The 20004-nt window shown below is 57.2% G+C and carries 18 protein-coding genes and 1 tRNA gene; 14 read left to right on the top strand and 5 right to left on the bottom strand.

Translation table 11 applies throughout. The features are described from left to right. Positions 1 to 15 precede the first annotated feature (15 nt). Together ACR0K4_RS20200 and ACR0K4_RS20195 are read right to left on the bottom strand one after the other, a co-directional pair. Positions 16 to 639 (bottom strand): glutathione S-transferase family protein, encoded by a 624-nt coding sequence (locus ACR0K4_RS20200; protein ID WP_480522052.1) that lies wholly within the window; start codon positions 637 to 639, stop codon positions 16 to 18. Positions 640 to 657: 18 nt separating this feature from the next. Then, positions 658 to 1134: a nuclear transport factor 2 family protein gene (locus tag ACR0K4_RS20195; protein ID WP_480522054.1), complete on the bottom strand. Its 477-nt coding sequence runs from the start codon at positions 1132 to 1134 to the stop codon at positions 658 to 660. A 119-nt stretch (positions 1135 to 1253) separates the two neighbouring features. Between ACR0K4_RS20195 and ACR0K4_RS20190 the strand changes: the two genes are divergently transcribed. Together ACR0K4_RS20190 and ACR0K4_RS20185 are read left to right on the top strand one after the other, a co-directional pair. Then, positions 1254 to 2177, top strand: coding sequence for a LysR family transcriptional regulator (locus ACR0K4_RS20190; protein ID WP_480855480.1), 924 nt, complete (start codon positions 1254 to 1256; stop codon positions 2175 to 2177). A 178-nt stretch (positions 2178 to 2355) separates the two neighbouring features. Further along, the gene (locus tag ACR0K4_RS20185; RefSeq protein WP_480855479.1) at positions 2356 to 2646 is read left to right on the top strand and encodes a hypothetical protein; all 291 of its coding nucleotides are present in this window, start codon (positions 2356 to 2358) and stop codon (positions 2644 to 2646) included. A 163-nt stretch (positions 2647 to 2809) separates the two neighbouring features. Here the strand turns inward: ACR0K4_RS20185 and ACR0K4_RS20180 are convergent, their stop codons facing one another. Then, positions 2810 to 3328, bottom strand: a complete 519-nt coding sequence (locus ACR0K4_RS20180) for a hypothetical protein (RefSeq protein WP_480855478.1) — start codon at positions 3326 to 3328, stop codon at positions 2810 to 2812. A 79-nt stretch (positions 3329 to 3407) separates the two neighbouring features. Next, entirely contained in the window at positions 3408 to 5594 is a 2187-nt protein-coding gene (gene uvrB, locus ACR0K4_RS20175; RefSeq protein ID WP_480855477.1) for an excinuclease ABC subunit UvrB, read from the bottom strand. Between the two features lie 259 nt (positions 5595 to 5853). On the opposite strand from uvrB, the gene ACR0K4_RS20170 reads away from it, so the two are divergent. The 4 genes from ACR0K4_RS20170 (at position 5854) to ACR0K4_RS20155 (ending at position 7489) form a co-directional block, all read left to right on the top strand. Then, positions 5854 to 6165 carry an ETC complex I subunit gene (locus tag ACR0K4_RS20170; RefSeq protein WP_480855476.1) on the top strand — a complete coding sequence of 104 codons (312 nt, stop codon included), beginning with the start codon at positions 5854 to 5856 and terminating at the stop codon, positions 6163 to 6165. A 15-nt stretch (positions 6166 to 6180) separates the two neighbouring features. Further along, on the top strand, positions 6181 to 6657 hold the full coding sequence (locus ACR0K4_RS20165; protein ID WP_480855474.1) for a GNAT family N-acetyltransferase: 477 nt from the start codon (positions 6181 to 6183) through the stop codon (positions 6655 to 6657). A 21-nt stretch (positions 6658 to 6678) separates the two neighbouring features. Continuing rightward, positions 6679 to 6755 (top strand) — tRNA-Arg (locus tag ACR0K4_RS20160). Positions 6756 to 6850: 95 nt separating this feature from the next. Further along, entirely contained in the window at positions 6851 to 7489 is a 639-nt protein-coding gene (locus ACR0K4_RS20155) for a hypothetical protein (RefSeq protein WP_480855472.1), read from the top strand. Positions 7490 to 8009: 520 nt separating this feature from the next. On the opposite strand, the gene ACR0K4_RS20150 is transcribed toward ACR0K4_RS20155, so the two are convergent. Continuing rightward, positions 8010 to 9134, bottom strand: coding sequence for an ROK family transcriptional regulator (locus ACR0K4_RS20150; protein ID WP_480855516.1), 1125 nt, complete (start codon positions 9132 to 9134; stop codon positions 8010 to 8012). 257 nt (positions 9135 to 9391) lie between these two features. On the opposite strand from ACR0K4_RS20150, the gene ACR0K4_RS20145 reads away from it, so the two are divergent. The 8 genes from ACR0K4_RS20145 to ACR0K4_RS20110 all read left to right on the top strand — a co-directional run bounded on the left by ACR0K4_RS20145 (position 9392) and on the right by ACR0K4_RS20110 (position 19810). Then, a complete protein-coding gene (locus tag ACR0K4_RS20145) occupies positions 9392 to 10408 on the top strand; it encodes a substrate-binding domain-containing protein (RefSeq protein WP_480855471.1) in 1017 nt (338 codons plus the stop codon). A 111-nt stretch (positions 10409 to 10519) separates the two neighbouring features. After that, complete coding sequence (locus tag ACR0K4_RS20140; RefSeq protein WP_480522066.1) at positions 10520 to 11593, top strand: ABC transporter permease; 1074 nt, start codon at positions 10520 to 10522, stop codon at positions 11591 to 11593. Continuing rightward, on the top strand, positions 11593 to 12369 hold the full coding sequence (locus tag ACR0K4_RS20135; protein WP_480522068.1) for an ATP-binding cassette domain-containing protein: 777 nt from the start codon (positions 11593 to 11595) through the stop codon (positions 12367 to 12369). The genes ACR0K4_RS20140 and ACR0K4_RS20135 overlap by 1 nt, the downstream gene beginning before the upstream one ends. Next, positions 12366 to 13004, top strand: coding sequence for a nucleoside/nucleotide kinase family protein (locus ACR0K4_RS20130; RefSeq protein WP_480522070.1), 639 nt, complete (start codon positions 12366 to 12368; stop codon positions 13002 to 13004). Before ACR0K4_RS20135 ends, ACR0K4_RS20130 begins: the two co-directional genes overlap by 4 nt. A gap of 132 nt (positions 13005 to 13136) precedes the next feature. Beyond that, positions 13137 to 14306 carry a beta-aspartyl-peptidase gene (iadA, locus tag ACR0K4_RS20125; RefSeq protein ID WP_480855470.1) on the top strand — a complete coding sequence of 390 codons (1170 nt, stop codon included), beginning with the start codon at positions 13137 to 13139 and terminating at the stop codon, positions 14304 to 14306. 42 nt (positions 14307 to 14348) lie between these two features. Then, positions 14349 to 15221 (top strand): cyanophycinase, encoded by an 873-nt coding sequence (locus tag ACR0K4_RS20120; RefSeq protein WP_480855468.1) that lies wholly within the window; start codon positions 14349 to 14351, stop codon positions 15219 to 15221. Positions 15222 to 15257: 36 nt separating this feature from the next. Continuing rightward, positions 15258 to 18059 carry a cyanophycin synthetase gene (cphA, locus tag ACR0K4_RS20115; protein WP_480855467.1) on the top strand — a complete coding sequence of 934 codons (2802 nt, stop codon included), beginning with the start codon at positions 15258 to 15260 and terminating at the stop codon, positions 18057 to 18059. Between the two features lie 14 nt (positions 18060 to 18073). After that, a complete protein-coding gene (locus ACR0K4_RS20110; protein WP_480855466.1) occupies positions 18074 to 19810 on the top strand; it encodes a Mur ligase family protein in 1737 nt (578 codons plus the stop codon). Positions 19811 to 20004: the final 194 nt, after the last annotated feature.

The following is a 20004-nucleotide window of genomic DNA, read 5'->3' as shown; positions in this document are numbered from 1 at the left end:
GGCTGACCCGATGGATCAGACCAGTTCGGGTATGGGGGATCGGACCATTCCAACAAAGTTCGGCTGGCCTTCGATCCGCTCCAACCATGCCCGGATATTCGGGTATGGAGCCAGATTCACACCGCCCTCGGGTGCATGTGCGATATAGCTGTAGCCGGCCACATCCGCGATTGTGATCGTGTCGTGGGCCAGCCACTCGCGCCCGTCCAGATGCGCATCCATCACCTGAAACAAGGCATGGGCTTTGGTCACTGCAGCCTGATGATCCAAAGGCGCGCCGAATACTTTGACCAGCCGTGCCGCGCAGGGGCCGGAATAGACATTGTCCGCCGCGACGGTCAGCCAACGCTGCACCTCGGCCGCAGTTTTGGGATCTTCCGGCATCCAGTTGGACCCTTTGGCATAGGTTTGAACCAGATAAACCAGAATCGCGTTTGAATCGGCCAGCGTGTATCCTGCGTCGTCAATGGCAGGCACCAGTCCAAACGGGCTGATTTTCAGGTAATCGGGTGCTTTATGCGCGCCGTTTGCCATATCCAGATCGACCGTTTCATATGGCAGATCCAGCAGGGCCAGCATCAGCTCAACGCGGTGGCAATGGCCGGATTTCGGGTTTCGGTAGAGTTTGATCGGTGTCATCACAGTATCCTGTTTTGATTAGAGGCCAAGATCGCTGAGACCCGGATGGTCATCGGGCCGCCGACCCAAAGGCCAACGGAATTTCCGGTCTTCTTCTTTGATGGGCAATTCATTGATCGACGCGTGCCGGTGGGCCATGAAGCCGTTCTCATCGAACTCCCAGTTTTCATTCCCGTAGGCACGAAACCAGTTGCCGCTGTCGTCATGGTATTCATAGGCATATCGCACTGCGATCCGGTTGTCCGAGAAGGCCCACAGCTCTTTGATCAGGCGGTAATCCAGTTCCTTGTTCCATTTGCGGGTCAGGAACTCTTCGACCTGTTGGCGGCCTTTGGGAAACTCGGCCCTGTTGCGCCAGGTGGTGTCGGGCGTATAGGCCAGCGCGACCTTGGCCGGGTCGCGACCGTTCCAGCCATCTTCGGCTAGGCGCACCTTTTGAATTGCGGTCTCTTTCGTGAACGGAGGGAGAGGGGGGCGTGGCGGTTCAGCGGTCATCCGAGGGCATCCTGCGTTGGTTTCTGCAAGCCACATCTAGTTTGTGTTGAAAAATGTATTAATACTCTGAATTGGAAACTCATTGCTTTGCAAAACGATGATAATCAACGAGGTCGGGTTTGGATCGCATCAAAAGCCTTGAAGTCTTTATCGCCGTCGCCGAAGCAGAAAGCTTTGCAGGTGGCGCGCGTAAAACTGGCTTGAGCGCGCCGTCTGCCACACGCGGCATCAATGCGCTGGAATTGCGGCTGGGCGCGCGCCTGTTTACCCGCACCACCCGGCGCGTCAGGCTGACCGAAGTGGGCGCGGCCTATCTGGAAGATGCCCGCCACATTCTGGCACAGCTGCAGGCAGCGGACGATGCGGCCTCGGGGGCTGCGAGCATACCCGTCGGCAAGCTGAGGATCACCTGTCCAAACGAGTTTGGGCGTATCTACGTGACCCCTATTCTAACCGATTTTCTGGATGCCTACCCGGATGTATCCGCCGAAGTGGTGATGCTCGATCGGGTCGTGAATATGGTAGAGGAGGGCTTTGACCTTGCCGTCCGGATCGGAGAACTGCCGTCCTCGGGCCTCATGGCTGTCCGCGTCGGGCAGGTGCGGCGCGTCATTTGCGGGGCGCCTTCCTATTTCGAGACGCATGGCATTCCGCAAATCCCATCAGACCTGCAGGCACATCGGATCGTCGTGGCGGCATCGGGCAGCCCTCTGCCGGAATGGAAGTTCGGACTCACCCAGCACGAGGCGATCCGGATTGACCCCCGCTTGACCGTCAGCAGCGTTGCCACCGCGATTTCAGTTGCACGCAGCGGTTGGGGTTTGTGCCGCGTTCTGTCCTATCAGGTGGGCCCTGATCTGGACGCAGGCAAGCTGCGTCTTGTTCTTGCCGAACACGAACCAGCCCCGTTGCCGATCCATCTGGTACATGCAGAAGGACGCCGGGCCCCGGCAAAAACCCGGGCGTTTGTGGAATTCGCCAAAACCCGATTGCGCGCAGTATCACGGCTGAATTTCCCGCCGATTCCGGATCAGACCGGATGAACTGGGAAATACCTCAACCCTGAAGTGTCAGGTATCAGATAATGATAAAGCGTAGGGTTGAAAATGACCGCAAATCATGAATCTCAATATGAGATTTCTTGATGTTGTGTTAAGTTTCCCCAGCACGGCCCTTCCGGCCGCGCCGCTTGGCAATTTCGCCAGACGAGGGAGGAAAGTCATGTTTGCACGTATTACTCAATACAAAATGAAGCCCGGCACGCGCGAGGCGGCAACGGCGAAAATGAATGAACTGAAATCCGAAATCATGGGCATGCCCGGCATGCACTGCTTTACCAACGTGATGAACGAGGACGGCTCGGGCTATGTGGTCTCGGTGGTCGAGAGCGAGGCGACCTCAAACGCGAACGCACCCAAAGTGGCCGAGCTATGGGGCCATTTCGCCGAATTCATGGAAGGCCCGCCGACACCGGTTGGGTATGATGTGATTGCCCATTGGGGTAAGGGGTGAGTTAGCGGGCGGGGACATCCCCGCCCGTTTTAGACGAGGTGTTTAGGATGTGTGATTTCGCCCATCACATGCGTCATCCTACGCTGGCTGCGAAAGATGGGTGAACCAGCTATTTTGTGTTTGCTGTGCACTACAATTGTCTGACTGCCACCAATAGCCTACGCTATTTCACCTTGAGCGCGATCTTGATGTCTTCGATTGCTTCGATCTGCGATCGGGAGAGTTCTTCTCCGGCCAAAGGCATCAACATCTCTTGCAGGCTGTCCCATGCCCGCCCTGTGTCGATCTTTCTTAAGCGTCTGCCCAACCGCGGAACCGCATCGCTAGGACCGTTGCATTGCGTCATCAGCCATCGACCGAGGACTTCCATTTCCTGGGCTTCTTCTTCTGAACAGCGCAATCTGGTGCGCAAGAGAATGTGTAGCTGTTGACGTTGCTCTGAGGTCGGCAAGTCATCAAGTTCGATAAAAGCCTGGGCGATTGCGCAGATCGCAATACGCTCGTCGTCAATTCCCTCGACTGGATGCGCGTTCGCGACGCTTCGAAACGCCAACTTTCTGGGCGCGTTCTTCAAGGTCGTTGCAACATCATGAGCAGTGTTGATGGCTTCTCTTGGGTTGTTGCGAACCCACCACCAAACCGCTCCGCCGATAACGGTCAGGATAAGAATAACAATCGGCAAATCAATATACTCCGGAAATAAATCCAGAGTGGATTATTTATTGTTTTAGTGCAGATTGCAACCATCAGTTGCGCAACAGCTACCGCTTCCGCCGCTTCACATTCCCACCCCTTTGCCCCGGCCTGCCAGCCGTCGACCTGCCGTGTGATTTCACGGCATCCTCGGACGCCTTCTCGACCGCCCATTGCCGCGCCATGGGGTCGTCGGCGACGGCGAGGTCGACCGCTTCCAGACGTTTGATCTCATCGCGGATGTTGGCGGCCTCTTCGAATTCGAGGTTCTCGGCGGCTTTGCGCATCTTTTCGCGCAGACCGTCCAGATGCGCCTCCAAATTCGCGCCGTGCATCGGTTTGTCGATGGTGGCGGTGACGCGGTTCATGTCGACGTCGCCCTCGTAGAGACCGGCCAGAACGTCCTCGACATTCTTCTTCACCGTCTCGGGCGTGATGCCGTGTTCCTGATTATAGGCGAGCTGTTTGGCGCGGCGGCGGTTGGTTTCGCCCAAGGCGCGTTCCATCGAACCAGTGATCTTGTCGGCATACATGATCACGCGGCCATCGGCGTTCCGGGCGGCGCGGCCTATGGTCTGGATCAGCGAGGTTTCCGAGCGCAGGAAGCCCTCTTTGTCGGCATCCAGAATGGCGACCAGCCCGCATTCGGGGATGTCCAAGCCTTCGCGCAGCAGGTTGATGCCGACCAGCACGTCGAAGGCCCCTAAGCGAAGGTCGCGCAGGATTTCGATGCGTTCCAGCGTGTCGATATCCGAGTGCATGTAGCGGACTTTGATGCCCTGTTCGTGCAGGTATTCGGTCAGGTCTTCGGCCATGCGTTTGGTCAGCGTCGTGACCAGCGTCCGGAACCCGTTGGCGGCGACTTTGCGCACCTCGTCCAGCAGGTCGTCCACCTGCATGGAGACGGGGCGGATTTCGACCTCGGGGTCCAGCAGGCCGGTCGGGCGGATCACCTGTTCGGTGAAGACGCCGCCGGTCTGTTCGATCTCCCACTTGGCGGGGGTGGCCGAGACAAAGACGGATTGCGGGCGCATGGCGTCCCATTCCTCGAATTTGAGGGGGCGGTTGTCCATGCAGGACGGCAGGCGGAAGCCGTGTTCGGCCAGCGTGAATTTGCGCCGATAGTCGCCTCGGTACATGCCGCCGATCTGCGGGACCGAGACGTGGGATTCGTCGGCAAAGACGATGGCGTTGTCGGGAATGAATTCGAAAAGGGTTGGGGGCGGTTCGCCCGGGGCGCGGCCTGTGAGATAGCGCGAATAGTTCTCGATCCCGTTGCAGACGCCGGTGGCTTCGAGCATTTCCAGATCGAAATTGGTGCGCTGTTCGAGACGTTGCGCCTCCAGCAATTTGCCCTCGCCGACCAGTTGATCCAGCCGGATGCGCAGTTCCTTTTTGATGCCGATGATCGCCTGCTGCATCGTGGGTTTCGGTGTTACGTAGTGGGAGTTGGCGTAGACGCGCACATGCTCCATCGTCGCCGCACGTTCACCGGTCAGGGGGTCAAACTCGGTGATCTGTTCCAACTCCTCGCCGAAGAAGGACAGTTTCCATGCGCGGTCCTCAAGGTGGGCGGGCCAGATTTCGAGGCTGTCGCCGCGCACCCGGAACGACCCGCGCTGAAACGCCTGATCGTTGCGGCGGTATTGCTGGGCAACCAGATCGGCCATCACTTGCCGCTGGTCATATTCGTTTCCGACCTTCAGGTCTTGCGTCATTGCCCCGTAGGTTTCAACCGAGCCGATACCGTAGATGCACGAAACCGATGCCACGATGATCACGTCATCGCGTTCCAGCAGGGCGCGGGTGGCCGAGTGGCGCATCCGGTCGATCTGTTCGTTGATCTGGGATTCTTTTTCTATGTAGGTGTCGCTGCGCGGCACATAGGCCTCGGGCTGGTAGTAGTCATAGTAAGAGACGAAATATTCGACCGAGTTCTCGGGGAAGAAGCCTTTGAATTCGCCGTACAATTGCGCCGCCAATGTCTTGTTGGGCGCAAGGATGATGGCGGGACGCTGGGTTTCCTCGATCACCTTGGCCATGGTGAAGGTTTTGCCCGTCCCGGTCGCGCCCAGCAGAACCTGATCACGCTCACCGTCCAGAACGCCGCCCGCCAGTTCCTTGATCGCCGTCGGCTGGTCGCCTGCCGCATTGAACTCGGTATGCATGACGAATTGCTTGCCGCCTTCCAGTTTCAGGCGGGCGCGGACATCGTCGGCGGTCAGCTGGGTCTTGTCGGAATGGGCGTAGGGCATAGGCAGGCTCCGGGGATCAGGCCCTTACATTTGTTCTTATTTTGTCCATCTGCAAGGGGGGATCGGGGGTCATGCGGGCTGCATCCGTGTATTCTTCTGCACTTTTGCGGCACGTGCTGTCCCCGTGTTTGGATTGCGCCCGGTCTAGCGCGGGTTGATGACAGGTTCTGACATCAGCGCACCGCGACATTTGTCATCTTGTCCCCGGTCGCGCTCTGACGCATAAACATGCCCAGCCAAGTGAGTACGGAGAGGCGACATGCGCGCACGGATTTACCAGCCTTCGCGAAACGCGATGACCTCGGGGATGGCCAAGACCCGCAAGTGGGTTCTGGAATATGCCCCTGCCTCGTCGCGCGAGGTTGATCCGCTGATGGGCTGGACCTCGTCCAGTGACACGCAGACCCAAGTACGCCTGAAATTTGACACCAAGAAAGAGGCGCTGGATTACGCCAAAGACAATGGCATCGACGCGCAGGTGTCCGAGCCGCACAAGCGCAAGCCGAACGTGCGCGCCGGTGGCTATGGTGAGAATTTTGCCACAGGGCGGCGCGGTCCCTGGACCCACTGATCTGAGGCCTCCGAAGTGATCGAAATTCGCGAGGCCGATCCGGGCGCAGATGATCTGCGCCCCATCATTCAGGCTCATCTGGCCCATAGCTGGGACGCCACGCCGCAAACATCGAACCACACGCTGGATGTCGAGTCGCTGCAGGAGGCGGGTATCCGGTTCTGGGCGATTTATGACGCTGACACGGCATTGGGATGCGGTGCGCTCAAATCACTGCCGGATGGCACGGCCGAGGTGAAATCTGTCCATGTCCTCTCCAGCGCGCGCGGTCGTGGGCTTGCGCGGATGGTGATGGACCATCTTGCCGATCTCGCACGAACCGAAGGCATATCCGCGCTGGTTCTTGAAACCGGTGCCAGTCATTTGACCGAATATGATGCGGCCCGCAGGCTGTATGAATCGCTGGGCTATTCCTATTGCGGCCCGATCTATGGCTACGCGCCGGACCCCAACAGCGCCTTCATGCGCTTGGCTCTTGAACCCTCCGCGTAAAACCAGCAAGAAGGGAGCAGCGGTCCCTTAGCTCAACTGGATAGAGCAGCTGACTTCTAATCAGCAGGTTGAGGGTTCGAGTCCTTCAGGGATCGCCAATTACAACAATGAGTCACGTAATTTCGCACAGAAAAAGCATGATATCGTATGATTTCTTAGAAAACCTAGATCGAGACAATGGAGCCTAGCTAAGATGATAAAACTAAAGAAATTGAGCAGAGAATCTGCTCCGTTGAACAAGAAGGAACGCTTAAATTGGATTTTGTCCAAGTTCCGCAAAATTCGATTTCTGGAGATCGGTGTTGGACCGAACGTTTTGTATGACCGTCACAAGATACTCATTGACAACAAAATTGAATATGTTGGTTTGGATTTCGATGACGTTTGCGAAACCCACCGAACCCACCTTGAGAAAAAGGGAGTTAACCTGTCAAAGCACAAATACATTGGGAACAGCCGTAAAGGCTCATACTTATTCAATTTAATACATCTTTTGGAAGCCAACGAGCGTTTTGACATAATTTTCTTTGACGGGCATCACACGTTAAACGTGGATACCGCGCCAATGGTTGTGGCATCATTACTACTTAGGCCAAACGGTTGCTTCATAGCCGATGACTACAGCTGGTCTCTTGCCAACGCACAAAATGACATCGAAAAAAGCGATTTCTACAAAACAATGTATGACTTCGACATATACACGGAAGCCGAAAAGAAAGTACCGCATGTCAAAGTTATTTGCGATGTGATTCTACCGAATGTTCAAAATCTAGAATTGAATGCCAATTTGTCACTGCCCAACTGGAAGGTATACAATCGGAACAATGGCTGAAGCTAAATTTAGGGTAATTTCGACCTTTCAATTCCAGCGCTTGAAAGGTCGGAAAAATACTTTTAGGCTCAGAATTAGGTTACCGACCCAACTCTACCCTTGACAGCGCAGCGCTCTCGATATTCATCCCAACGCCATCTTTGCCGCACAATCGGCGGGTTGCATTCTCCCGTTCCTCGGATTCTCTGATGCACAACAGCCCTGACCGGCATTTGGCTGCACAGGACTCAAGTCACTTGGTGATGGGTTTGAACTCCAAATTTTTAACTGTGCCGACCATGGCCCGCCAACCTGCCGAGTTCGACTTGATGCAACCCCTGCACCTTTTTAGAAGCTCTGAATTCTGCACCTGTTGGTATCATTATAGACAACCCCGTACCGACTGTGATTTTCGGTATACTGTGAAGACATATTAGCACAGGTACACGAGGGGCAACCTTGCGCCCGCCCGTACCCGATCTTGTTGCCGTTTATGAACCCTTCGCCGTGGTGTTCATGGGCGTCTCTGCTCAACCAATTGTCAGCCCTCGACCAGATAACGCTCGGACAGGGGGAGGCTTGCCGCGCCTAGGGCACGCGCGTCCGGCCCAACGGTCCCGGCTGAGATCATCGGTCTTTCCAACCCAGTCAGATTCATCTCTGACAACCGGTCTTCGATGGCTTCGATCAATCGGGCCTTGACCTCGGGCGGCATCCATCCATCGATCTTGACACATTCGAAATCGATGACGCTGCAGGATGTTGCGATGGCATAGGCCAGCCCGACAGCCGCGTGGTGCAACCACGTCTCTAACACATCCTGCGGTATGTCCCAACGCTCGGACATTTCCCACAGCAGAGCGGCGTCCTGCCCATTTAAAGTTATGGATCTTTCCAAAACATAAAGACTGGCGACGTCGATCAGTGGTTTGATCGCGCCCCCGGCATCCGGAACCGGCAGCGGCCCCAATGCGCCGGCATTGCCGCGACCGGAAAAGATCGCGCCATTCAGAACCACCCCGCCACCGATGAAATACCCGACATAGAAATACAGAAAATCATCAGGCCCGCCCGACGGGCCAAAGACCAGTTCTGCCCCGCACGCTGCGGTTGCGTCATTCTGTTCGAAAATCGGGATGTCAAATCGCGACGCCAGCGCGGCCTTGATATCGGCAGTGCGCCAAGCGTCCATCTTATTCTGCGGAACCTGCAAGGTCTGCGCCCAGTCCCAGAGGAAAAACGGCATCGCGATACCCAGCCCGGCGATCCTGCCACGCATGTCCGGCGATACCCCCGAGATCATGTCGTCCAGCGCCTTCGCCGCAAAATCCAGAGTGTCATCAGGGGTCGGATAGTCATAGGTGCGCCGCGCACGCTGGCGCACATCGCCCAGAAAATCGGTCATCACCAGTTCCGAGCTGCGACGCCCAACCTTCAGACCAAAGAACAACGCCCCTTCCGGATTCAGACGCATCGGAACCGAGGGTTGCCCGACCTTGCCCCGAACAGGCTCTCCCCTCAGCAGAAGACCGTCCTTTTCCAGCTGTCGCATAATGACCGAAACCGTCTGTGCGGACAGACCCGTCATGCGGGCAATTTCGGATTTCGCCAGCGCCTCGTGCCGCCGAACCAGAGACAACACAAGACGTTCATTATGCGCCCGCATTCCACTTTGATTTGTACCGCGCACATTCGACACCCGATCCGGGGCAATGGCTTGCGGCGTTGGTTCTGACGTCACAATCGACCCTCCGCTGTTTAAAAATGTGGAATGGGTTGTCATCTGTCAATAATAAATAAGAGTGATTTATTTATTGACTCACATCTCGAATCTGAGGATGCTTTTGCCGTGTGATCGGGTTCAATTTCACCCGATCGCTTATGTGCCGACTTAGGGCACGGGAGATACTGGGAGGATTAAGAATGAACTTATCAAAGCTTGCCGGCGCCTCGGCGCTTGCATTCACCGTTATGGCCGGGTCCGCAATGGCCGAGACCACCGTGTGCCTTATCACCAAGACAGACACCAACCCCTTCTTCGTGAAAATGAAAGAGGGCGCAACTGCAAAGGCCGAAGAGCTTGGCATGACGCTGAAAGCGTTTGCAGGCAAGGTGGACGGGGATCATGAGACTCAGGTACAGGCGATCGAGACCTGTATTCTCGACGGTGCCAAGGGTATTTTGCTGACCGCCTCTGATACCTCGTCCATTGTTCCCGCAGTGAAACAAGCACGCGATGCAGGTGTTCTGGTGATCGCACTCGATACACCGCTAGAGCCGATCGACTCGGCCGATGCCACCTTCGCGACCGACAATTTCCTTGCGGGCCTTCTGATTGGACAATGGGCGAAAGCCACGCTTGGCGATGCTGCTGCGGATGCCAAGATCGCCACGCTGGATCTGGCGGTCAGCCAGCCGACGGTCGACGTTTTGCGCAATCAGGGCTTTTTGCAGGGCTTCGGCGTAGATCTGGCGGACCCGAACGTGATCGGGGACGAAAGTGACCCGCGCCTGGTCGGCAGCGACGTGACCGCAGGCAACGAAGAAGGCGGTCGCCGCGCGATGGAGAACCTTCTGGCCAAGGACCCGACGATCAATGTGGTTCACACAATCAATGAACCGGCTGCAGCGGGCGCATACGAAGCGCTGAAGGCCATTGGGCGCGAGAACGATGTTCTGATCGTTTCGGTCGATGGCGGATGCCCCGGCGTCCAGAACGTTTCGGACGGAGTGATCGGTGCGACATCGCAGCAATATCCGCTTCTCATGGCGTCGCTGGGCGTCGAAGCCGTCAAGAAATGGGCGGAAGAAGGTGTGAAGCCTGAAAACACACCGGGAAAAGACTTCTTTGATACCGGTGTTGCCCTTGTGACCGACAAGACAGCGGACGGGGTCGAGTCGATCACCGTCAAAGAAGGCATGGACCTCTGCTGGGGTTAACCTGACCTGCCGAGAGGCCGCCTTTGCGGCCTCTCGACGTAAATATCAAACTCATCAGAATCTTTGCTATTGTGTTCCACAGACGGGTTCTTGACCCATGGGGGAAGCTATATGTCCGACACGTCTCGACAATCCGACGACTTTGAATCCGCAGCGCATGGGAGTCCGGAACGTGTAGCCGAATTTGAGGATCACCGCCGGGGGGTCGTCGGGACCATCCAGCATTTTCTGCACATCAATCCATCTCTTGTGCCGCTGATCGTCCTGATCGCCGCGATTGTCATCTTCGGTGTCCTGCTTGGGTCAAAGTTCTTTTCACCCTTCGCACTGACACTGATCCTGCAGCAGGTTCAGATCGTCGGCATCGTCGCCGCCGCCCAGAGCCTTGTGATTCTGACCGCAGGTATCGACCTGAGCGTCGGGGCGATCATGGTGATGTCTTCCGTTGTTATGGGGCAATTCACCTTTCGCTATGGTCTGCCCCCAACCATCGCGATTGTCTGTGGCCTGGCAGTCGGCGCGGCAATCGGCGCGTTGAACGGCTTTCTCGTCAGCCGCATCAAGCTTCCGCCTTTCATCGTGACACTGGGCATGTGGCAAATCGTGCTGGCCGCGAACTTCCTGTATTCACAGAACGAGACCATCCGGTCGCAGGATATCGAGGCAAACGCACCGATCCTTCAGCTGTTCGGGGCCAAATTCAACGTCGGCGGCGCGGTCTTCACCGTGGGCGTTGTGTTTATGCTGGTGCTCATTCTGGGTCTGGCCTACGCCCTGCGGCACACAGCCTGGGGCAGACATGTCTATGCGGTCGGTGACGACCCTGAAGCGGCCGAGCTGTCCGGGGTCAACGTGCATCGCACCCTGATTTCAGTTTACATGCTGTCGGGTCTGATCTGCGCCTTTGCAGGATGGGCCCTGATCGGGCGGATCGGTTCGGTTTCACCCACGTCGGGGCAATTGGCCAATATCGAAAGTATAACGGCGGTTGTGATCGGAGGGATATCGCTGTTCGGCGGGCGCGGTTCGATCCTTGGGTCGTTGTTCGGCGCGCTGATTGTCGGCGTGTTCACATTGGGCCTCAGGCTGTTGGGGGCCGACGCCCAATGGACCTTCCTGTTGATCGGCATTCTTATCATTGCCGCTGTTGCGGTGGACCAGTGGATCAGAAAGGTAGCAGCCTGATGGAACCCATTCTTAAAGGACGCAATCTGGTCAAACGGTATGGCAAGGTGACCGCTCTGGACCAATGCGATTTCGATCTGATGCCCGGAGAAATTCTGGCCGTGATCGGCGATAACGGGGCCGGAAAGTCCACCCTGATCAAGGCGGTCTCGGGGGCAGTATCACCGGACGAGGGCGACGTCTGGCTGGATGGCGAAAAGGTCAACTTCCATTCACCGATTGATGCGCGCGAAGCCGGGATCGAAACCGTCTACCAGACGCTGGCCATGTCCCCTGCCCTGTCCATTGCCGATAACATGTTCATGGGGCGGGAAATCCGGCGCAAGGGTCCGCTTGGGTCATGGTTGCGTATGCTCGACCGTCCCGCGATGGAGAAGTTTGCCCGCGACAAGCTGACGGAACTGGGCCTGATGACGATCCAGAACATCAATCAGGCCGTTGAAACCCTGTCGGGTGGCCAGCGTCAGGGGGTTGCCGTGGCCCGCGCCGCTGCATTTGGGTCCAAGGTGATCATTCTGGACGAACCGACCGCGGCGCTGGGGGTCAAGGAAAGCCGCAAAGTGCTGGAATTGATCCTAGATGTGAAGTCGCGCGGCATTCCGATCATTCTGATCAGCCATAACATGCCGCATGTTTTCGAAGTCGCAGATCGGATTCACGTCCATCGTCTGGGCAAGCGGCTCTGTGTCATCGATCCCAAGGATTATTCGATGTCAGACGCGGTGGCCTTTATGACCGGCGCAAAGGAACCGCCCGCCGAGGACCAGGCGGCGTGAGCGCCGAGCCCTTTACAGCCGATGTGCAGGCCGAAAAGGTCGCCGACGCAATAGCCGCCTTGCCACCGCAGCCCACACGTCGCCTTGTTGCGCTGGCCGGACCGCCGGGTGCAGGAAAGTCGACCGTGGCGGCACGGGCGCTGTCCGCGTTGCACCGACGCGGACTCTCGGTCGGCCTCGTGCAGATGGACGGGTTCCACTATGACAACGCGATCCTGACTGCACGCGGCATGTTGGACCGCAAAGGATCACCCGAGACTTTCGACATTGCCGGGCTGCACGCCTTGCTCAGACGTCTTTTGGTCGAGGATGAGATTGCAGTGCCCGAGTTTGACCGCACTCTGGACAAGGCCATAGCCGCCAGATCGGTGATTGCGACTGATCAGCGGATCGTACTGGTCGAGGGCAATTACCTTCTTCTGGACGAACCCGGATGGGCAGAGCTACGCCGGTACTGGGTGATGTCGGTGTTCCTGAACGTCCCGCAAAAGACATTGGAAAAACGCCTGATCAAAAGATGGCTGACGCACGACCTGCCCCCCGATCGTGCGCGAGAACGCGCCCTGGCAAACGACATTCCAAACGCTTTGCGCGTCGTACAAAACTCGGTATCCGGAGACCTGATTCTGGACTAGCCGCAGGGTCATTCCTGACATTTGAACACGCAAATGCGCTCACTGACGCTGAACAAGAATAAACGGTGTTGAGTTTGTAAACCGTGGCCCAAGCCTTTACGAAAACGATAAACGTTTCGAAAGGTCATGCGCGTGCTCACACTTTTAACCAACGCAGATATTTATGCGCCGGACCCGCTTGGGCTGGGCTCGATTCTGATCGCAGGGGAAAAAATTGTTTACCTTGGCGCCGAGCAACCCAGCTTACCTGCGGCGCTGGATGCGTCCGTCCATGATCTCAAAGGTGCAGCGGTCGTTCCCGGATTTATTGATGGGCATGCCCATATCACCGGCGGCGGGGGCGAAACCGGCCCGTCCAGTCGGGTCCCGCCTCTTCTCCTGTCCTCCTTTACCTCGGCCGGGGTTACCTCGGTTGTTGGCGTTCTTGGAACGGATGATCTGACTCGCAATACCGAAGGCTTGGTCACGCAAGCCTACGGGCTGCGCGAAGAAGGGCTGTCAGCGTGGTGTCACACCGGCGGCTATCATGTTCCGCTTACGACGCTGACCGGATCCGCACGCGGAGATATCGTGTTTCTTGACCCGGTGATCGGCGTGGGAGAGCTGGCGCTGAGCGATCACCGATCCAGCCAACCCACCCTGAACGAAGTGCTGCGGATCGCCAGCGAAGCACATGTGGCCGGTTTGATGACCGGCAAAGCCGGGATCGTCCATTTTCACATGGGCGACGGGGCCCGTGGCCTCGAGATACTGGAACAGGCCATCGATGTCTGCGAAATCCCTGCGCGGGTGTTCAACCCGACCCATGTGAACCGAAACCTGCCCTTGCTGGAACAAGCCATCGCGCTTGCGCGGCATGGCTGCTTTATTGATGCAACCGCCTTTCCTGATGGCCATGTCGACCCCGGTGTCTCTGCCGCCCAGGCCTATCTGCGCTTTCGCGACGCCGGATGCCGGATGGACCGCTTTACCATCAGCTCGGACGGCGGTGGTTGTCTACCCAGTTTCGACAGCGAGGGGCAGCTGACGCGGTTCGGCGTAGGCGTGTCCCAGACCTTGCCCGACACTTTGGCCGAACTTGTCGGTCTGGGCGTTCCTCTTGCTCAGGCGCTGGCCCCACTGACAAGCAATGTCGCGGACTTGCTGAAATTGCACCACAAAGGCCGTCTGGATGCCGGCAGGGATGCCGATCTGGTGATTTTGGATGGTGATCTGGGTGTTCGGGATGTTATGGCTCGGGGTGCCTGGCACGTACAGGATCATCAGACCGTGCGGCAGGGCCTGTACGAAACCGCAAAGTAACCCTCCGGAACACTCGGGACGAACGAAAGGCAAGGAACAGCCATGTGCCCAGCACCAGCACAGGATGACACGGATCGCGGATTTATCATTCCGATCGGCGGCGGCGAAGACCGGGTCAAGGAGATGCAGATTCACCGGAAATTCCTTGAACTGTCCGGCGGTGCGGATGCAGATATCGTAGTGATCCCGACCGCATCGATGCTTGAAGAAACCGGGCCCGATTATCATCGCATCTTCTTGGATCTCGGGGCTGGGCAGGTCGAGTTTCTCCCGATCTCGCGACGGGCCGATTGTGACAACCCGGACTTTGCCAAGATGCTGGATCAGGCAACCGGAATATTCATGACGGGGGGCAATCAGCTGCGCCTGTCGGCCATTCTTGGCGGCACGCTTGTAGCCCAGAAAATTCGCCGCAAAAATGCGGCGGGCGTTCCGGTTGCGGGAACATCGGCGGGCGCTTCGATCATGTCAGAACATATGGTTGCCGGCGGTAGCAGCAACGCCGGACCCGCCGAGGGCAACATCACCCTGGCCCCCGGTATGGGGCTGACCAACGCGGTGATCATCGATCAGCACTTCACCCAACGCAATCGGCTGGGGCGTCTGCTCACAGCGTCATCGTTCAACCCTTTTCTGATCGGTCTGGGGATCGACGAAGACACCGCTGCCTTTATCGGCCCCGACAACGTTATCGAGGTTGTGGGCAGCGGAACGGTGACCGTGGTTGACGCCAGTCATCTGACCCATTCCTCGATGTGGGACGCGCGGCGGGGTGAGGCGCTCAGCCTGTTGGGCCTTCGTCTTGACGTTTTGGGTGAAGGGTGCCGTTATGATCTGACGGGTCGTCAAGCCTATCCACCCGACGAACATGCAGCGTTCTGCACCCTTCCAGTGTCAGGCGGCAATGTTGAGTGACCGCAAGAAAACAACAAACCTCAAACGGGGAAGCCTATGAAAATCGTCTCAACCAATGTCTATGTCGGCCCCAATGTCTGGGCGAGTTTTCCGGTTATTCGACATGTCGTTGATTTGGGATTTTTGGAAGACTGGCCGTCGGCAAAGATCGGCCCCGAGTTCATTGATGGCCTGATTGCAGCGCTGCCGGGCCTGTCCGAGCACGGCTGCTCGTATCGCGAGCCGGGTGGCTTCATCCGGCGTCTGCGGGAAGACGAAGGCACCTGGCTGGGCCATGTGATGGAACATTGCGCATTGGAAATCCAGGGCGTGGCGGGAACGGATGTGACCTTTGGGCGAACCCGATCCACCGGTGAGCCCGGGCAATACAACATGGTTTACCAATATCGCCAGCGCGATGTCGGCCTTGATGCGGGCAAGCTGGCGCTTCGGTTGCTGATGCATCTTCTGCCGCAAGCGCTGAAGGATCAGTCCGATTATGAATTTGACCCGGAATTCGACTGGGAAGACGAATTGCGCACTTTCGTGCTGCGGGCACAGCGCAAGGAATTCGGCCCCTCAACCGGATCCCTGGTTAAGGCTGCGGAAGAACGTGACATCCCGTGGTTGCGGTTGAACGAGTATTCGTTGGTCCAGTTCGGCCATGGCAAGTATCAGAAACGCATTCAGGCAACGATCACGTCTGAAACCAAACATATCGCGGTCGAAATTTCCTGCGATAAGGAAGACACCCACAATCTGCTGAACGATCTGGGCCTGCCGGTGCCCAAACAGCATATGGTTTACAGCGCCCGTGAAGCTGTCCGGGCGGCGCGGCGCATTGGTCATCCGGTGGTCGTGAAACCGCTTGATGCAAACCATGGGCGCGGCGTGTCAATCAACCTGAATTCCGATACCGAGGTCGAAGCCGGGTTTCATGAGGCCAAGGAACACTCCAAAAGCCGTGCCATTCTTGTGGAAAGCTTTGTCACCGGGTTCGACCACCGGATGCTTGTGATCAACAACAAGCTGGAAGCTGTCGCCAAGCGCGTGCCCGGGCATGTGGTCGGGGACGGCAAAAGCACAATCGCCGAGCTGGTTGATATCGTGAACCTCGATCCGCGGCGCGGGATTGGTCACGAGAAGGTGCTGACACAGCTGGAGCTTGACAATCAGGCCAACCGGCTGCTGGCTGACGCCGGTCACAGCGCCGAGACCGTTTTGCCGGAGGGTGAGATTTTTTACCTTCGGTCTACGGCCAACCTGTCGACAGGCGGGACGTCGATCGACATGACCGATGTCGTGCACCCCGATAACCGCGACATGGCCGAGCGCGCGATCATGGCAGTGGGTCTGGATGTGGGAGGTGTCGATTTTCTGATCGATGACATCACCAAATCCTACAAGGAAATCGGCGGCGCAATTGTCGAAGTCAACGCGGCACCCGGGTTCCGTATGCATGTGGCACCCTCGGAAGGTCAGTCGCGTGATGTATCGGGCAAGGTCATGGACATGCTGTTTCCCGTCGGAGAGGAGGCACGCATTCCGATTGCCGCCATCACCGGGACAAACGGAAAAACAACCACCTCGCGGATGCTTGCTCATATCATGAAGGGCAGCGGCAAAACGGTGGGCATGACCTCCACGGATGGGGTTTATGTTGACGGCAAGCTCAGCGTCAAAGGCGATATGACCGGCCCGAAATCGGCGCAGATCGTACTGCGCGACCCGGTTGTGGATTTTGCGGTCATGGAAACCGCGCGGGGCGGGCTGGTGCGGTCCGGGCTGGGGTATCAACGATCCAACGTGGCCGCATGCCTGAACGTATCCGCAGATCATCTGGGCCTGCGCGGCATCAACACTGTCGAAGAACTGGCCGTCGTCAAACGTGTCGTTGTCGAAAGCGCAACCGATACGGCGGTTTTGAACGCAGACGATCTCAACTGCCTGAAGATGGCGGATTATGCCGATGTCGAGTCGATCTTTTATGTCACCGTCAATCCCGGGCACAGCCTGGTAAAGCAGCATATCAAGGCTGGCGGCAAAGCCATCGTTCTGGAAAGCGGCATGAACGGCGACATGCTGACCATCTATGACAACGGCCTTCACATGCCGGTACTCTGGTCTCATCTGATACCGGCTGCTTTGGAGGGCAAAGCCATCTTCAACGTCCAGAACGCAATGTTTGCGGCGGCGATGGCCTATAGTTTCGGTGTTGATCTGGACAATATCCGCCACGGGTTACGGACCTTTGATACAAGTTATTTCCAGGCCCCAGGCCGGATGAATGTCTATGATGAGCATCCGTTCAAGGTCATCCTGGACTACGCGCATAACCCCGCAGCTATTGGCGTGGTCACCGACCTTGTGGACCGGCTGGACGTAAAGCGCGAACGTATCGTGGTCGCTGCGATGCCGGGTGATCGGCGCGACGAGGATATTGTGGAAAGCGCGGCGACCTTGGCCGGGCATTTCGATCATTACATCTGCAAAGCCGACGATCAGAGACGCGGGCGCGGTCACGATGAAGTACCACAGATGATCAAGGCGGAATTGATGCGCAATGGCGTGCCCGAATCCTCGATCAGCATCATCCCGGATGAGGTCGAAGCGGTAACTGCCGGTCTTGAACGGGCCGCTCCGGGTGATCTTCTGGTGATCTTTGGCGACGACAGCGCAAGATGCTGGAAACAGATCATCTATCACAACGCTGGCGAAGATACGGCCGAAGCCGAGGCGCATATCCCGAAACCTGCCGTCCTGAGCGGTTTTGAAGACATGTTTGATGGCGATCAGTCGCTTATCCGCGATGAACGCGGCGTGCGTCTGGCCCGCGAAATTGACGAAGAAGCCGATTGATCGGAGGATCCCCGATGGATCGCATCGAAGAGCTTGAAACAGCGTTGAAGATTGTCAGTGCAAGCGCGGACAATCTTCGTGTCGATGACGCCCGGCGCCTGACCGGACCCGGTTTGTTATGGGATCGCCCGGGCGCAGTGATCGACGTATTCTGCGATGATGCCACGCGCGAGATGATTGCGCCGTTGTGGGCTCGTCACGCCCGGCGGGTTTTGGACGCGTTGGGATGGCAGGACCAAAACCACATCCTGCGCCAATTTGAAGGCGGCGTGAACATTGCCATTTCGGCCCCGATGGACCAGCTCTATTCGTCGATTTTCGCGGCGCAGACCGCGTGGCACTTTTGTGCAGCCGACATATTGGATCAACCCGCGGGTGATTTTGACAACATGATCGCCGACATAAAATCCGTGATGGCGAAAGAGGCGAACCCGCCCTTGATCGATTTGATCAACGCCGCGCATGCCCATGGTATCGATATCCTGTGTGACGATGACGAGATTTCGATTGGCCATGGCACCGGCTGTCAAATCTGGCCGGTCGATGCCTTGCCCGCACCTGATCAGGTCGACTGGACTGCACTGCATGATGTGCCTGTTGCCTTTGTCACTGGAACAAATGGCAAAACGACCACAACCCGCCTTTGTGCGGCTATTGCCGCAACTGCGGGACTGACCGCAGGATTGACCTCGACCGATTTTGTACGCGTTGGGGACCGCATACTTGATCGCGGTGACTATTCCGGTCCCGGCGGTGCGCGCATGTTGCTTCGCGATCCACGACTCGAGGTTGCCATTCTCGAAGTTGCCCGCGGCGGCATCCTACGGCGCGGTCTGCCAACACGCCGCGCAAAGGTTGCCGTGGTGACCAATGTAGCCAACGATCATCTGGGACAATATGGCGTGAACACAGTTCCCGAACTGGCGCAGGCCAAATTCGCAGTCCATCGAACCCTGGCCGAGGATGGCGTGCTCGTCCTGAATGCGGATGATCCCTTCGTGGTCGCCGAGGCCGAACACGCCGCCGCTACAACTTGGTGGTTCGCGCTAAATCCCGATAATTCAAAAGTTCGAACAGCCCGAGACCAAGGCCATCCCTGCGCGTACATGACCCGCGAAATGTTGATGTTCTTTGACGGAACAACCGAACATGCCGTGACATCGGTTCACAATGTTCCCATTACGATGGATGGTGCGGCAAAGTATAACATTTCCAACGCGCTGGCCGCCTTATGCTTCGCAAAAGCGTTGGATCTGGACGCACGTGACATCCAAGCCGGTCTGGCGAATTTCAAACCCAACGCACAAGATAACCCCGGACGCTGCAACGAATTCACGCATAACGGCGCCCGTGTTTTCGTGGATTTTGCACATAATCCACACTCAATTGCAGCAGTCTGCGATGCGATGTCCGCTATTCCGGCCAAACGCCGCTTTATCATGCTCAGCCATGCCGGGGACAGGTCCGATCAGGACATACACAACGTTACCCTGACCGCGATGGGTTTCAAACCCGACGTAGTGGTCGCTGTCGAGATGGAGAGCTACCTGCGTGGTCGAAGCCTTGGTGAGATTCCAGCCTTGATCCGTCAGACCGCAATCGGTGCAGGACTGGCGTCTGACAGCGTCATTGACGCGCGTTCTCCAACGGAAGCCGCGCAAATGATTTTAGAGCAGTTACAGCCTGGCGATCTCGCTCTGTTACTCGTTTTGTCCGAGCGCGATGCGGTATTCGAGTTACTGCTGGATTGATCCTGATCGTTTTGACAGTACCGGGGAGCCACTGATGAGTATTTTACTGGTGTCCTACCTGTTATGTTGACCACCCCGGAACGAACGAGGCTGTCTTCTCGTAGCTTACGGCTTTGCACCTCTGGCGTTCAGGATATGAGCCTGACGATGTGAAGTCGTTAAGCAATTGATCCAGTGGATCACTTGTAGTCTGA

Source organism: Ruegeria sp. K11, assembly GCF_056531905.1.
This window is presented reverse-complemented; position numbering and strand designations above follow the sequence as displayed.